The sequence below is a fragment of the Pseudomonas sp. MF6767 genome (assembly GCF_016405475.1).
GTDB classification, from domain to species: domain Bacteria; phylum Pseudomonadota; class Gammaproteobacteria; order Pseudomonadales; family Pseudomonadaceae; genus Aquipseudomonas; species Aquipseudomonas paracarnis.
This window is the reverse complement of the sequence record NZ_JAEKCY010000007.1, coordinates 43,655-56,351: the sequence shown is the minus strand read 5'-3', so window position 1 is coordinate 56,351 and position 12,697 is coordinate 43,655. Positions and strand designations below refer to the sequence as shown.

The 12,697-nt window shown below is 59.0% G+C and carries 18 protein-coding genes; 9 read left to right on the top strand and 9 right to left on the bottom strand.

The annotated features are described in order from the left end of the window. Window positions 1–9: 9 nt before the first annotated feature. From JFT58_RS13470 to JFT58_RS13430, 9 genes are all read left to right on the top strand, one after another. A complete protein-coding gene (locus JFT58_RS13470) occupies window positions 10–372 on the top strand; it encodes a hypothetical protein (RefSeq protein WP_054897134.1) in 363 nt (120 codons plus the stop codon). A 6-nt stretch (window positions 373–378) separates the two neighbouring features. After that, complete coding sequence (gene sctJ / locus JFT58_RS13465; RefSeq protein ID WP_054897135.1) at window positions 379–1,167, top strand: type III secretion system inner membrane ring lipoprotein SctJ; 789 nt, start codon at window positions 379–381, stop codon at window positions 1,165–1,167. Beyond that, complete coding sequence (locus JFT58_RS13460) at window positions 1,160–1,702, top strand: hypothetical protein (protein ID WP_054897136.1); 543 nt, start codon at window positions 1,160–1,162, stop codon at window positions 1,700–1,702. Before sctJ ends, JFT58_RS13460 begins: the two co-directional genes overlap by 8 nt. Window positions 1,703–1,726: 24 nt before the next feature. Further along, window positions 1,727–2,299, top strand: a complete 573-nt coding sequence (gene sctL, locus JFT58_RS13455) for a type III secretion system stator protein SctL (RefSeq protein ID WP_054897137.1) — start codon at window positions 1,727–1,729, stop codon at window positions 2,297–2,299. Window positions 2,300–2,403: 104 nt separating this feature from the next. Beyond that, window positions 2,404–2,622, top strand: coding sequence for a hypothetical protein (locus tag JFT58_RS13450; protein WP_034128090.1), 219 nt, complete (start codon window positions 2,404–2,406; stop codon window positions 2,620–2,622). Window position 2,623: 1 nt separating this feature from the next. Next, window positions 2,624–3,013: a type III secretion system chaperone gene (locus tag JFT58_RS13445; protein WP_034128091.1), complete on the top strand. Its 390-nt coding sequence runs from the start codon at window positions 2,624–2,626 to the stop codon at window positions 3,011–3,013. Between the two features lie 14 nt (window positions 3,014–3,027). Continuing rightward, window positions 3,028–5,166 carry a type III secretion system outer membrane ring subunit SctC gene (sctC, locus tag JFT58_RS13440; RefSeq protein WP_054897138.1) on the top strand — a complete coding sequence of 713 codons (2,139 nt, stop codon included), beginning with the start codon at window positions 3,028–3,030 and terminating at the stop codon, window positions 5,164–5,166. Beyond that, a complete protein-coding gene (gene hrpT / locus JFT58_RS13435; RefSeq protein ID WP_054897139.1) occupies window positions 5,163–5,366 on the top strand; it encodes an HrpT family type III secretion system protein in 204 nt (67 codons plus the stop codon). Before sctC ends, hrpT begins: the two co-directional genes overlap by 4 nt. After that, window positions 5,363–5,728 carry a hypothetical protein gene (locus JFT58_RS13430; protein ID WP_034128094.1) on the top strand — a complete coding sequence of 122 codons (366 nt, stop codon included), beginning with the start codon at window positions 5,363–5,365 and terminating at the stop codon, window positions 5,726–5,728. The genes hrpT and JFT58_RS13430 overlap by 4 nt, the downstream gene beginning before the upstream one ends. Here the strand turns inward: JFT58_RS13430 and sctU are convergent, their stop codons facing one another. From sctU to JFT58_RS13385, 9 genes are read right to left on the bottom strand one after another with little or no spacing between them, the layout of a single operon-like run. Then, window positions 5,729–6,826: a type III secretion system export apparatus subunit SctU gene (sctU, locus tag JFT58_RS13425; RefSeq protein ID WP_034128095.1), complete on the bottom strand. Its 1,098-nt coding sequence runs from the start codon at window positions 6,824–6,826 to the stop codon at window positions 5,729–5,731. It abuts the gene before it with no gap. Beyond that, complete coding sequence (gene sctT, locus JFT58_RS13420; RefSeq protein WP_054897140.1) at window positions 6,823–7,611, bottom strand: type III secretion system export apparatus subunit SctT; 789 nt, start codon at window positions 7,609–7,611, stop codon at window positions 6,823–6,825. Before sctT ends, sctU begins: the two co-directional genes overlap by 4 nt. Before the next feature lie 9 nt (window positions 7,612–7,620). Continuing rightward, window positions 7,621–7,884 carry a type III secretion system export apparatus subunit SctS gene (sctS, locus tag JFT58_RS13415; RefSeq protein WP_034128097.1) on the bottom strand — a complete coding sequence of 88 codons (264 nt, stop codon included), beginning with the start codon at window positions 7,882–7,884 and terminating at the stop codon, window positions 7,621–7,623. Window positions 7,885–7,891: 7 nt separating this feature from the next. Beyond that, window positions 7,892–8,548 carry a type III secretion system export apparatus subunit SctR gene (gene sctR, locus JFT58_RS13410; protein WP_034128098.1) on the bottom strand — a complete coding sequence of 219 codons (657 nt, stop codon included), beginning with the start codon at window positions 8,546–8,548 and terminating at the stop codon, window positions 7,892–7,894. Continuing rightward, window positions 8,545–9,558 (bottom strand): FliM/FliN family flagellar motor switch protein, encoded by a 1,014-nt coding sequence (locus tag JFT58_RS13405; protein WP_034128099.1) that lies wholly within the window; start codon window positions 9,556–9,558, stop codon window positions 8,545–8,547. Before JFT58_RS13405 ends, sctR begins: the two co-directional genes overlap by 4 nt. A 2-nt stretch (window positions 9,559–9,560) precedes the next feature. Next, the gene (locus tag JFT58_RS13400; RefSeq protein ID WP_054897141.1) at window positions 9,561–10,016 is read right to left on the bottom strand and encodes a type III secretion system HrpP C-terminal domain-containing protein; all 456 of its coding nucleotides are present in this window, start codon (window positions 10,014–10,016) and stop codon (window positions 9,561–9,563) included. Continuing rightward, complete coding sequence (gene sctO, locus JFT58_RS13395) at window positions 10,013–10,441, bottom strand: type III secretion system stalk subunit SctO (RefSeq protein WP_054897142.1); 429 nt, start codon at window positions 10,439–10,441, stop codon at window positions 10,013–10,015. Before sctO ends, JFT58_RS13400 begins: the two co-directional genes overlap by 4 nt. Then, window positions 10,428–11,786, bottom strand: coding sequence for a FliI/YscN family ATPase (locus tag JFT58_RS13390; RefSeq protein ID WP_034128102.1), 1,359 nt, complete (start codon window positions 11,784–11,786; stop codon window positions 10,428–10,430). Before JFT58_RS13390 ends, sctO begins: the two co-directional genes overlap by 14 nt. Beyond that, window positions 11,783–12,688 carry an FHA domain-containing protein gene (locus JFT58_RS13385; protein ID WP_054897143.1) on the bottom strand — a complete coding sequence of 302 codons (906 nt, stop codon included), beginning with the start codon at window positions 12,686–12,688 and terminating at the stop codon, window positions 11,783–11,785. The genes JFT58_RS13390 and JFT58_RS13385 overlap by 4 nt, the downstream gene beginning before the upstream one ends. Between the last annotated feature and the right edge of the window lie 9 nt (window positions 12,689–12,697).

Sequence of the window (12,697 nt, the reverse complement as noted above, 5' to 3'; positions counted from 1 at the left end):
GAGGTCCATATGCAAATAGAAGAAGTCGACGTATTACGCGAATATCAAAACGGCCTTACAGCCCACAGGTCCCCTACCCAACCTACGCACCACAGCGAAGATGCGAGCTTTTTCAGCGCGTTATTGGCCCCCTCGATGCAACGGGTTACCGCCACGCCATCCTCGAACGCACTGACCGACGCTTTGCAGTATTTGGACAAGGCTAAAAGTGGTATGAGTCGAGGTCTCAAGGACTTCAACAATGAGTTCAAAGAAAAAAATCGGCTCAACTACACCCCCAATCTTTCAGACTCCATTCTACTGACCCAAACCCTGGTGAAGTGCGTCGGCAAGGGCGCGCAATGCCTAGAAAAAATCAGCAACCTGCAGTAGGAAAAAATGACTCGTTTTCTATCCGTCGGATTAGTTTTCTCGCTGGCGCTGATGCTGGGCGGCTGCGGCGAAAGTGTCGAACTGCATCGCCAACTCTCCGAGCAGGATGCCAATGAGGTCATCGCGGAACTGGCTGACAAACACATACGCGCACAAAAAGTGCCTGCCAAGGACGGCGTCGTGGTGCGTGTCAATGCAGCCGATATCAGCCGCGCCGTTCGCACACTGGAAGCGGTCGGATTGCCCAAGGTCGCCCGTGCCACGATGGGGGACACCTTCCGCAAGGAGGGCGTCATCTCTACGCCACTGGAAGAGCGTGCCCGGTATATCTATGCCCTGTCCCAGGAGTTGGAGGCGACCCTGTCAAACATCGATGGGGTCATCGTCGCTCGTGTGCACGTGGTGCTGCCCGAACGCGTGGCTCCCGGTGAGCCCGTCCAACCCGCCTCCGCCTCAGTGTTCATCAAACATGACCCACGACTGGAGCCCGACAGCATCCGCGCGCGCGTACGCAGGATGGTATCCAGTAGTATTCCTGGCATGACCACTGCACTGGATAACGCGCAGAAGCTCACGGTGGTTTTTGTACCGGCAACGGCTTACCAGGAACAACAACGCCTGAGCTACTTCGGTCCGTTCCTGATCCCTGAGGAAGACGTCGGTTTTTGGCGTACCGCTATGAGCGCTCTGGTTATCGGCGCGATACTGACACTCGCCTTGGCGCTGTTCTGGCGCATACGAAGCCAACGATCCAGGCAGGAACCTGTCGCCCCAGCGCCTCTAGCGAATGAGTGATCATCTGGCCTGGGCCCAATGGTGGGCCAGTCCGTGGCAGTTTTCGCACCCGGACGCGCCCAGCGCTCACGCCTACCACGCAGTACCCGCCTTGTGCCGCAGCCAACCCGCGCTGGCGTGCGCAGCGTTGGGCATCGAGCCATGCCTGCCTCCCCCTCCCTGTGCAACGGTGCTTGGTTTGGCCCTGGCTTCACGGGAGCAGTTCGATCTGGCGATAGCACTGCTGGAGCTTACGTGCCATCCCAACCTCGACAGCCCCTTGTGCGATGAACACCGCAAGTGGTGTGAGCGCCTTGCCAAGGCGCTACACCCTGACGCCCTGTTGCAGCCGGAGGATGATCCAATGCAATTGCTGAGGGCCTGGGTCGAGCCTGCTGTCTGGCAACGCCTTCGTCTGCGCTTGCCGCCTGACCGGGTGCAGGCACTTGAAACCACACACCTGCCATTTGACGATGCGCATGGCCGGCTCAATACGCTGTGGCAGGCGATTGTCTGGCGTATCGACGCAACGGGTAGTGAAACAACTCGTCGTTAACGGCAACACACCAGAGCATTGTCTATGTTGACCCAACGCAAAATCGAATTGCACGACGGCGCTTCCGGGCAGCCAAAAGTACTGATTACCCGGGAGATGCTCGCCGATTGCTTTCAGTCCGCGCAGTTGCTAGATAGCGCACGGGCCCAAGCTGAAGAGCTGCTGCGCCAGGCGGTTGAGCATCGTGAAGAAATGCTTGAGCAGGCCCGCCTCGACTTCTGGTCACGCGCCCACGCGCAACTCAGTGCGTGGGAGCGCCAACGCAAGGCGATGTGTGACAACCTCGAACACTACGCAACATCCATCGCCAACCGAGCCTTCCACTGCCTGTTGGAGGAAGTGCCTCCCCCAAAGCGCCTTTCGGCATTGGTCAAACAGTTGGTAACGACGCAAATTCCACCTATGAAGGCCACCCTGGTTTGCAACCCGCTCGAGCATGAGCAGATAGCCCAAGCCTTGGTCCAGCTGGGCTCTACACCTTGGAAGCTTCGCCCCGATGACCAGGTCAAACCTCAATCGCTGCTACTGGAAACAGATGAAGGCGATTTTCGGATCGACTGGGCCTCGATGCGAGAAATATTGTTTACAAACTTGTAGGGACATAGCGGTAGAGGCGGGCGATATCTTTAAAAAAATTTCTTCCGATGGAACTGGTGGCAAACAACCCGCCACACAGTTCAGACACATCTGGAGTAAAAATCATGGACTTTCACGGAAACCTGAAAAACCATCTATTGAGGCAAGTTCAGGCTGATATCAAGCGGGTGAATACGGCCTATAAAGATCCGGAAGCGCTCGATGCAGATATCGATTACTTCAGCAACCTCATGAAACAACAGAAGCTCTCAGTCATCGCGTTCAACGAACACACGCGCTCCAGACATACACTGCTCAAAACAGCGCTGGATGGCGTGCAATAAGTTGCAAGCACTCCTTGCCGGTTGGCTGAATGGCCACGAAGAGCAGCTCACCTTGTTTGAGAGCGACGACGAAATCATCTTTCAACGCGTTTCGAACAGACTGCTGGTAAAGGTCCAGTTGACCCAGGCGGGCGATCACAAAGCCCAGTTGCGCACCTGGATGCGCCTGGGAGGCCCTAGCCTGAGCTATTTTCACGGTGCAGTTGCATTGGCGCCGACCACCGGTGCGCTTTGGCTTATTCAATGCGTGGAGAGGGGGCACGGCGAAGCGCTGGCGAAGTGTCTCGAGTCCCTCCTCAACCAACGCGACACCTGGCGCGCCGTCGTCGCGCGCCAGGCGCGGCCTGTACGCACATTCATATCCACGTCGCTGCGCTCGACACCGTACTAACCAGAGACTTTCCCATGCCTGATAAAAACGACAAGCACAAACGCTTGCGCCCTCACGTACCTGCTTTTACTCCCCGCGCCGCCTGGTGTTGGCTCATTATGCTGCCTGGGTGGCTGCTACCACTGGATAGCGCGCTGGCCGCAATACCTCCTGAGTGGAAGAACACGGCCTACGCTTATGAAGCCCAGCACAAGCCAGTGCGCGAAGTGCTGGAGGATTTTGCCCAGACATTTGGTACTCAGCTCCAGGTCGAGGGCCTGCTCGAAGGTAACGTCAACGGCAAGATACGCGCAAATACGCCGCAATCATTGCTCGACCGGTTGGGGGTCGAACACCGTTTCCAATGGTATATGTATAACAACACCCTCTATATCAGCACCTTGGACCAGCAAGAATCCGCGCGCCTGGAAGTCTCCTCCGAGACCATCGCGGACCTCAAACAAGCGCTGACCGATATAGGCTTGCTCGACAGTCGTTTCGGCTGGGGCGAGTTGCCGGAAGACGGTGTTGTGCTGGTCTCCGGCCCGAAGGTTTATATCGAACAGATCAAACGCTTCAGCAGCCAGCGCCGTTCTACGGATGAAAAACAGAGCGTGCTGAGCTATCCACTGAAATTCGCCAGCGCGGCGGATCGCCAAATGGAATATCGCAACGAAAAAATCATCATCCCCGGTGTAGCCACCATGCTAAGAGGGCTCCTGGAACCGCGCTCACCCTCATCGTCTTCGGCGCAGTCTCAACGCTCCATCACCCAGCCCCTGTTCATCACACCGGTGGTGCCACGCTTGAGCAACCCGTTGCTGGGGCAAATGCTCGGCTCCACGCCGACAACCGGGTTGAACGACTCGACCGATACGGGCATGTCAATCACCCGGCGGGTCCCCCTCAGCCCTGCCCGTATCCGCGTCGAAGCCGACTTGCGCAATAACGCCATCCTGATTTATGACGTGCCGGAACGGCAGGCAATGTATCGCGAACTGATCACCCAGCTCGACGTGGCACGCAAACTGGTGGAAATCGATGCCATCATCCTCGACATCGAGCGCACGCAACTGCGCGAATTCGGGGTGAGATGGGGCTTTCAGAACAGTCGCTTCAGTGGCGCAGCCAACATGATTTCCGGCAACGCTCAGCTGACAATTGAAAACCGCGGTCGTTTCGACGCGGAGATACGCGCGCTGGAAGCCAAGGGCCTGGCAACCATGGTGTCCAATCCGTCAGTCCTGACACTGGAAAACCAGCCAGCGGTAATTGATTTCAACCGGACCCAATACCTGACTCGCGGTCGGCAGAACGCTACGATTTTACCGATCACCGTGGGTACCAGCTTCCAGGTCGTGCCCCGCGTCATCACGAGCCGTGGTGGCCATCAGATTCAGCTGTTGGTAGATATCGAGGACGGTAACTTCGAAGAGGCCAACCCTACTCCCGGTAGCTTCGATGTACGCCGAGGCAAAGTCAGCACCCAAGCCATCATGGCCGAAAAACGTTCGCTCGTGGTCGGTGGTTTCCACGTCACCGAAAGCACCGACAAGCACAGCAAAGTACCCCTGCTGGGGGATATTCCGCTGTTGGGCAAGGCGTTGTTTTCCTCCACTGAACGACAGAACAATCGGCGCGAACGTCTATTTATCCTCACGCCACGCGTTATCGGCGACCAGACCGACCCGTCACGCTACCTGCCCCAGGCAGACCAGGTCGAATTGCAAGCCGCTCTCACCCCCCTGGCCAGGCGCTACGACCCTCACCAGCCAGTGATCAAGCGCAGCGACATTATCAGTACCCTGGCGCACCTGGTCACCGGGCAAGTGCCCAAAGCCTTCAAGGTAGCGCCGATGCCCCTGGGGCTGAACACCTTGTGCAGTACCCGCAACTTGCTGGCGCTGAACACCGAGCGCAGCCAGTGGTACGCCGGCCCGCAGTACAACGTAGCCGTGGTGGTGCTGCGCAACCAGTTCAATCGCAATGTGCGCATCGACGAAAAGGAATGCAGTACTTCGCAAACCCTGGCCGTGAGTGTCTGGCCCCGCGCCTGGCTCAAGCCGGGCGAGGAAGCAGAAGTGTTTATCGCCATGCGCCCGGTGGTCAAGGATGAACACATCAGCGTGCCCCGTCCCTCCCTGATCACTCCAACTCAAAAGGCCAAACCATGAAACATCGCTCGCTGTACGTCACCCTGATCGGCGCGGCGCTGCTCGTCGCCGGTTGTACGCCCACCTGCAAGGGCGACTCCTGCTCACGTCCGCAATCGTCCAAGGACAAGCTGGTGATTTGGTGGCCTTCACAAACGCGCGTCGAACCCGGCCCTGCCGGAGAGCGTCCGGACTATCAGACGGTGTCGCTGGAACGATGAGCGCCCAGGGAACCCCGGCCGATGAACGCCAGGTCTTCCTCGACAGCCTGGTGGGCGGCTCTGCCGCCCACCTGACGCTTGGCCCGGGGGTAACAGCCAGCAACATGCAAGCCGGAACCCGTCAGGGTCTGGCCCTGCACGTGGCTCGCGAGGCGCTGCAAGCTTCACAATTGCAGAACGCGCTGGAGCGGCGTTTCGAGCAGGCCGTGGCATTCGATGGCTGCTTTATCTACATTGACGCCCAGGACGCGCTGGTGATCTGGCATGCACTGCCCCCACAGCCCAACCTGCTCGACAGGCTCCTCAGCCGAATGTTGTCGTTGGCCAACCTTGAAACCCTGGATGCGCGTACCCGGCGCTGATCAACGCAGATCAAGCTCCGGCAATTCCAGGGTTTCACGCTTGGCCTCATCATCAAGCTCGCGCAGGGTGCGGTAGATCAATGCCACGGCCTGCAGGGTTTCACGAGGAATTGTCGCCCCCAGCTTGTTCGTATACAGCGTACGGGCCAGCCACACGCACTGGATCACCGGTACATCAGCCGCTTTGGCGCGAGCGATCAACGCACGGGCGTCATCATCAGTCCCTTTGCTCACCAGCAGGGGCAGCGGCGTTTTGCCGGGGCGGTAATACAAGGCCACGGCAAAGTGCGTCGGGTTGACCACCAGCATATCGGACTCCTCCAGCTTGGGCAGCTTGACCTTCGGCTCCTCCTGGGCCAATTGCTGCGCCAGGGCGCGGCGCTGCCCCTTCACGTGGGGATCGCCCTCCATGTCCTTGTACTCTTTCATGACCTCGACCTGGGTCATGCGCATGCGCTTGGCAAAGAAGTATTTCTGCATCGCCAGGTCGATAAGCGCCAGCACCAGCAATAACCCGAGACAGGCATGCAGCAGATAGCGGAACAGGGCGATCAATCCCAGGAGGTAGCTTTGCAGATCGCTGGTGGCCATATTGATCAACGCCCCCAGGGAAGGCCAGATCACCACGTACAGGATCAGGCCCAGCAGTGTGGCCTTGACGATGCTCATCAACAGGTTCATTACCGACTGGGCAGAAAACATTTGCTTGAGTTGGCTGAGCGGGTTGAGACGATTGAAGTCGAGCTTCAAGGCGTCCGGCGCGAACAGAATCCCGAACTGCATCCAACTGCTGACCAGCTTCGTGATAATCGCCACCGCGGCCATCAACAGGGCGAAGGAGAAAAACAACATCAAACCTTCGACCATCACTTCTTCCAGCGCCTGCGGGAAAGGCAAGGACAGACGCGTGATCGGCAGCAGCATCAACTGCTGGAAACGTTGCAGGCTGCTCTCGGCGGTGAACAAGGCGATTTCGCTGATGGCTGTCAGCACCAGTAGCTTACCCACATCCTGGCTTTGGGCGACTTGGCCTTTCTTACGCTGATCACGCAGCTTCTTGGCTGATGCGGGGTGCTTCTTTTCCCCCGAATCACTCATGACAGCGAGACCTTGAAGAACACGCCCAGGGAGTGCTTGAGGTCTTTAAGCAAGCCCATGCGCCCGACGATCAGGTCCTGCAGCAACGCAAAATACAACAACAGCACACCGATACCCGCCAGGCTCTTGAGGGGCGGCGCCAGCGTACTCACTTGCAATTGCTGACTGTAGACCCCCAGCAGCGCGATGCCGAACTCCAGCAACAGCAGCACCGCAATAAAGGGGGCAGCGTAGAGCATCATGTGCGTGAAGGTATCGCCAAGCAGGCCGACAAATACATCGAACCCATCGGCAGCGGGCAGTGGAAACCACACCGTCGGTGGCCAGAGCAGATAGCTGTCCCAGATCACCTGCGTCAACGCCCCGAGGCCCATACTGGCCATCAGCAAAAAAATCGCCAATTGTTTGAACAGATGCCCGGCCGGCGTCGCGTCTGGCCCAAGCGAGGGGTTGAGCTGACCACCGGCCAAAGCTCCCCGCTGGTTATCCAACAACGCCCCGACCGACTCGAACAGCCAGAACGGCATCGACAGCAACACGCCCAGCAATAACCCCAGGGCCAACTCTTTGAGGACCAGCCCTCCGAGCATCAGCGCCGAGTGTTCCTGGCCCTCCAGCATGACATGAATGGCAGGTGCAGGCAGCAGTGCCATGACCACCACAATGGTATGCCGCAGCATGCCGCGTATATGTTGAAAACAGAATGCCGCCACGAGGAAAGCGCAGGGGTAGATACGCGCCATGGCGACCAGCAGGGAGGGCAAATACTCAAGATATAACAGCACAGGCAGACCTCAGTGCAGGGCCGATCGACCGATCATGTCAAAGGTCAAGTTCATCAACTGGATCAACTCCACACCGATCCAGCGACCGGTCATGATCAGGGTGATCCCCACTGCCACCAGCTTGATACCGAAGGGCAACGTCTGGTCCTGTACCTGCATCAGCGCCTGCACCAGGGAGGTCATGACCCCCACCACCACCGCCACGATCAGCGGCGGCGCCGTCAGCATGACTACCAGCAACATGCCCTGCTTGAACAGTACGATGGGTTCCATAGGTCACTCAGAGATAGGAAAAGAACAGGCTGTCGAGCAACCGCGACCACCCGGAGACCATCACGAACAAGAGCAATTTGAGCGGCAGGGAAATGGTCATGGGCGAGACCATTTGCATACCCAAAGCCAAGAGGAGATTGGAAACGATCAGGTCAATCACGATGAAAGGGATATAGATCAGGAAGCCGATTTCGAACCCCGCCTGCAACTGTGACAGCACAAAGGCCGGCGCCAGCAGGATCAGGTCCTCACGTTGGACCTCCTGCGCCATCTGCGCCGGCCACATGCGCATGGCATTTTCCAACAGGTGGGTAAGAATATCCGGGTCACTGTTGCGCAGCATGAAGGTGCGCAATGGTTTGATCGCCTCCATTCCCGTCTGTTGGAGTGCGCCTACGCTGGTCAGGTCCAGGGGCGACACCTTGACGATCTCGGCCATCTCATAGCCTACAGGCGCCATGATGAACAGGGTTGCCGCCAGGGCAATACCATTGATGGCCATGCCCGGAGGCACCTGCTGCACACCGATGGCATTGCGGGTGATCATCAGCACAATCACGATCTTCAGGAACGCCGTGCAGACGACCAACAGCATGGGCATCAACGACAGTGCCCCAAGAAATATTGCCAGGACGACCGGATCTATTCCCTGGAAACTATTCATCGAGAAAAGATCACGCGAGACATCTGCAGCCCCAGTCGCCCGTCCACTTCAACCAACTGGCCCAGGCCGAGGGGGCGGTCGCCGTAATAGAGACCGGCAGTGCCGGGGGCATAGCCGGCAACCCCCAACACCGCGCCGGGCGCAAGGTTGCGTAATTCGCCGAGGGTCAGGTTCAGCGTACCGCACCGTACATTGAGCGCCATGCTCAGCTCGTCGAATGGTTCATGCCCGAACACATCCATCACCGCTGTTTCATCCTCATGCTCTGAGTAGGGCTGTGTTGCAAAATCCTCATCCACAAACATATCCTCGATAGAAGTAAGGGTCAGGCGCATCGGCCCGGATTCAGCGTCGATCCAGCCCACCAGGCGCTGTTTGCCAACCTGCACGTGGCCGGTTCCCGACGCACTGAAAAAGGCTCGCTCAAGCACCAGCACGTCACCAGTCCGCAAGCCGCGCAACTGGTGCATGGACAACCGCAGGTGCCCAAGCGTTACGTCAACCGCCAGCCGAAACTGCGCCGGCATCGGCTCAGCCCTGGATCGCCACGGCCCCGCCTTGCATAGCGCCAGAAAGCTCTCGACAGACAGCCACAGATAGCCCGCCACGCGAGAGGCCCCAAGCGTCACGCAGAGTCGACAACCAAAGTTCATGGGGCGAGCGCCTGGCAGCAAACGCAGGTACCCAAACAACGCCTGCACCTGAGGGCTCAGATGATGCTGGAACAACTCCCAGAACCAGGCGTCCGGATCATTCCCGGCCTGCTCGAGCGTCACGGGGCATTCACCCATCAAGCTGAACTGTGGTCCTGGCTCACTGAAGGCCAAGACGCCACAGGCGGTTTCGAAGCAGAGCGGCTGGATGCCCACAGGAGCAGTACCAGGCTCCATTCTCAACTCGCCACTCGACCCAGCGACCTCGAACGGCATACACAACCCTTGCCCCAAGCGCTGCCGGGCAACCGCAATATCGGTTTTGAATCTGGGAAGTATCAAAGGTGGCAGCATCATGCCTACGTCGATTTTGCCAGATACAAACTGACAGGCTGGCGCAGGCTCTGCGCCAACCGTTGCTCACATTGTTGGCGTACACCACTGAGCCAGTGCACCGTATTGTCTTGCTCTGCATGCAGCTCGACGTTCCAGCCCCCCTGCTCCCGGCGGATACTGGCGTTGATCCGCCCCAGGCGGCCCAGGTGAAAAACAGCCATCAACGGCCATTGCGAACCAACGAGCATTCGCGGCGCCAACTGCTCGGTCAGTGCCCCGATCATGGCGACATCGCCCGAGGCTTTGATTCCATTCAGAGACGCTCCATATCCCCCGCTGTCCTGGCCCCCATCGTCAAACAACCGGGCGAACAATCGCCCTTGCTCCCAAGGCACCAGGGTACCGAATTCAGGTGCACGATCATCGCGAGACTCGCGCGGACGCTGACGTTCAGGCGGACTAACTGAAACCTGTTTCATATCGGCTCCTGCCTCAGTAACTCAGATAACTCTTGTATTTTTTCTACCTGGCGCAAGCACAAGGTGACGTGTTTCTGCGCCTGGCCGACCCGTGCAGCCCGCTCTTGCTGCTGCTCTTGGAGTTGCAACAAGTGGCCTTCTTCACGCCGGGTACCCGCCGATAATTGCCGCTCCTTGGCACTCCAGTTTTTCAGCGCCTTGAACGTCACCACCTGCCCCTGGTGCTGACTCAACAGCTGCGCGCATTGCCGGGCCTCTTCCAGGCGGGTTTGCTCGAGGATTTCCTGCGCTTCCCGGATATGCGCGACCAGCGCTTGCTGCGCCCTTTTTGCCTCACGCAGCGCACGCTCGGCGCGGTCTGCACGGTGTCGGCGCAAACGTCGCAGGGTATCGATTTCAGCCGGTAACACTTCAGAATGGGACATGGGCGGTCAGCTCAGCCAATTGGTCCATGGTGGCGGCAAGCGGCGAAGGTTCGCGCAAGTCCTGGCGCAGAAAGCCATCTACCGCCTGCCGACTGTCAACAGCCAGGTCGGTGAGTGCATCGTTGCCGGGCTGATATTCCCCCAACTTGAGCATCAGCTCGATCTGCTGGTAAGCCGACAGCAAGCGTCGTAGCGCCGTGCCGGCACGGATATGCACGGGCTCGGCAACATTGCTTAGAATCCGCGAAAGGCTGGCCAGGACATCGACCGCCGGGTAATGGCCGCGCTCGGCCAGCTTGCGCGACAGGACGATATGACCGTCGAGCAGAGAGCGCACCTCATCCGCTACCGGATCGTTCATGGAGTCCTGTTCGATCAACACTGTATAGATGGCCGTGATCACGCCTTCACGGGTCAAGCCGGCACGCTCCACCAGACGTGGCAGCAAACTGTAGACCGACGGCGGCAGACCACCGCGCCCCAAGGGTTCACCGGCAGCCAAGCCGATTTCACGTTGGGCCCTGGCAAAACGGGTCAGAGAGTCGATCAGCAACAGCACCCTCTGGCCCTTGCGCCGGAAACCTTCGGCCAGCGCAGTTGCCGTGAACGCAGCACGCGCGCGCTCCATGCTTGAGCGGTCGGAGGTTGCACACACCAACACGGCCTTGGCACGCAACTGCTCATCCAGTTCATGATCGAGAAACTCGCGCAGTTCCCGGCCCCGCTCCCCGATGAGACCGAATACGATCACATCGCACTCCACGTTACGGGCGATTTCGGCCAACAAGGTGGTCTTGCCACAACCGGCTCCGGCAAACAGCCCGACACGCTGGCCCTCCCCCAGAGTCATCAGGCCATCAATCGAGCGCACCCCCGTAGCCAGTGCGCGGTTGATCCGCGGCCGTTCGGTAGGAAGAGGCGCCTCGCATAACACTGTGGTCGCCCCAGGGGTGTCCGCTTCCACGAACGCGCTCACACCATCGCCCGCAATCGGGCGGCCAAAACCATCCAGCACCTGCCCCAACAACTCATCACCGACCCGGACCTGATGCGGAACCCCCAACCGCTCGACGCTGGCGCCTACGCGCACGCCTTCAAGGTTGCCCAGGGCACTGAGCACCGCATCGCGCTGATCGAACCCGATGATCTCGGCGAGCATGTAGTCGCCCGGCCCTTTTTCGACTTTGCATAGGTCACCAATACGTGCCTGCGGCAACCGGCACTGCAGCAGCATGCCGTTCACGCGCTGGATACGACCGAGCATTGTCACCGGCGCGAAACTGCTCAACGCCTGTGACTGGTTCAGTTGCCAGGCCTCCAGACGCTCCTGCAGCGACCCCTTCACCAGCCCACCTCATAGCGTTGCTCGCCGTCAAAAACCACTTTGCTGTTATCGATCAGAACCAGGCGCAGGCCATCCACTTCATCACCCACGAATAAGCGGCTTCCTTCCTCCAGCACCACGTGGCCATTCGGGCCACCCACTATCTGCGAGATCTTGAACGGTAACCTGCCTTCGCGTACCCGTACGCGACTGAGCACCGGCACCACAGTGTCGAATTGCTCGGCAAAACGGTCGAGCATGCGCGCAATCAGTTCCACTTCATCCTGGGAAACAACACCATTGAGGGCAATCTGACCATTGACGATCTGCAAGCTGACGCGCTGGAGCAATTCACGTTCGTTGAGCATCTTCATGAGTTGCTGACGCACCTCAGCGGGTGAGTCCAACCCGGGTTTCTGAATGACCGCCGGCATCAGCGATGCCTGGGCCTCACGCTCACCGCTGAAGATAATGCCGACCGCAGCGATGATCACGGCGCATAGCAGAACCAGGCTGACCAAGCGTTTTTGCTGCAACAAGGGAATGGAAGACAGCGTCAGCGGCAATGGCGCCTGGGGAAAGGGCTCCGTTGCCGGCCGGGGCGGCTTGAGCACCGATGCCTGCCGCCAAGGATGATCGGCAGGGCAGACACACAAGCTGACGGGGCCAATCATAAACGGCGTGTTGAGTGCCAGATCGCCGATCTGCGCCAACATTTGCCCATCGCCGTTTTTTAGCAGCCCCGCTTCAGCCTGCACCGACCAGCGCCCTTCGAGCAATAGCAGGCGCGCGTGGTGCTCGGCGATACCGGGATCATCCAGCAAGAGATCAGCGTCCGCGTTGGCGCCAAGGCTCCACTGCTCACCAAACAGAGGCAGCGCGGCCCCTTGATGCAAACCATCCAACACTCGGAGTTCGAACATCAGTACGTC

What these genes read in the sequence shown, in the direction of transcription:
- JFT58_RS13470 (WP_054897134.1), top strand. Translation starts at nt 10, where the DNA reads ATGCAAATAGAAGAAGTCGACGTATTACGCGAATATCAAAACGGCCTT.
- sctJ (WP_054897135.1), top strand. Translation starts at nt 379, where the DNA reads ATGACTCGTTTTCTATCCGTCGGATTAGTTTTCTCGCTGGCGCTGATG.
- JFT58_RS13460 (WP_054897136.1), top strand. Translation starts at nt 1,160, where the DNA reads ATGAGTGATCATCTGGCCTGGGCCCAATGGTGGGCCAGTCCGTGGCAG.
- sctL (WP_054897137.1), top strand. Translation starts at nt 1,727, where the DNA reads ATGTTGACCCAACGCAAAATCGAATTGCACGACGGCGCTTCCGGGCAG.
- JFT58_RS13450 (WP_034128090.1), top strand. Translation starts at nt 2,404, where the DNA reads ATGGACTTTCACGGAAACCTGAAAAACCATCTATTGAGGCAAGTTCAG.
- sctC (WP_054897138.1), top strand. Translation starts at nt 3,028, where the DNA reads ATGCCTGATAAAAACGACAAGCACAAACGCTTGCGCCCTCACGTACCT.
- hrpT (WP_054897139.1), top strand. Translation starts at nt 5,163, where the DNA reads ATGAAACATCGCTCGCTGTACGTCACCCTGATCGGCGCGGCGCTGCTC.
- JFT58_RS13430 (WP_034128094.1), top strand. Translation starts at nt 5,363, where the DNA reads ATGAGCGCCCAGGGAACCCCGGCCGATGAACGCCAGGTCTTCCTCGAC.
- sctU (WP_034128095.1), bottom strand. Translation starts at nt 6,826, where the DNA reads ATGAGTGATTCGGGGGAAAAGAAGCACCCCGCATCAGCCAAGAAGCTG.
- sctS (WP_034128097.1), bottom strand. Translation starts at nt 7,884, where the DNA reads ATGGAACCCATCGTACTGTTCAAGCAGGGCATGTTGCTGGTAGTCATG.
- sctR (WP_034128098.1), bottom strand. Translation starts at nt 8,548, where the DNA reads ATGAATAGTTTCCAGGGAATAGATCCGGTCGTCCTGGCAATATTTCTT.
- JFT58_RS13405 (WP_034128099.1), bottom strand. Translation starts at nt 9,558, where the DNA reads ATGATGCTGCCACCTTTGATACTTCCCAGATTCAAAACCGATATTGCG.
- JFT58_RS13400 (WP_054897141.1), bottom strand. Translation starts at nt 10,016, where the DNA reads ATGAAACAGGTTTCAGTTAGTCCGCCTGAACGTCAGCGTCCGCGCGAG.
- sctO (WP_054897142.1), bottom strand. Translation starts at nt 10,441, where the DNA reads ATGTCCCATTCTGAAGTGTTACCGGCTGAAATCGATACCCTGCGACGT.
- JFT58_RS13385 (WP_054897143.1), bottom strand. Translation starts at nt 12,688, where the DNA reads ATGTTCGAACTCCGAGTGTTGGATGGTTTGCATCAAGGGGCCGCGCTG.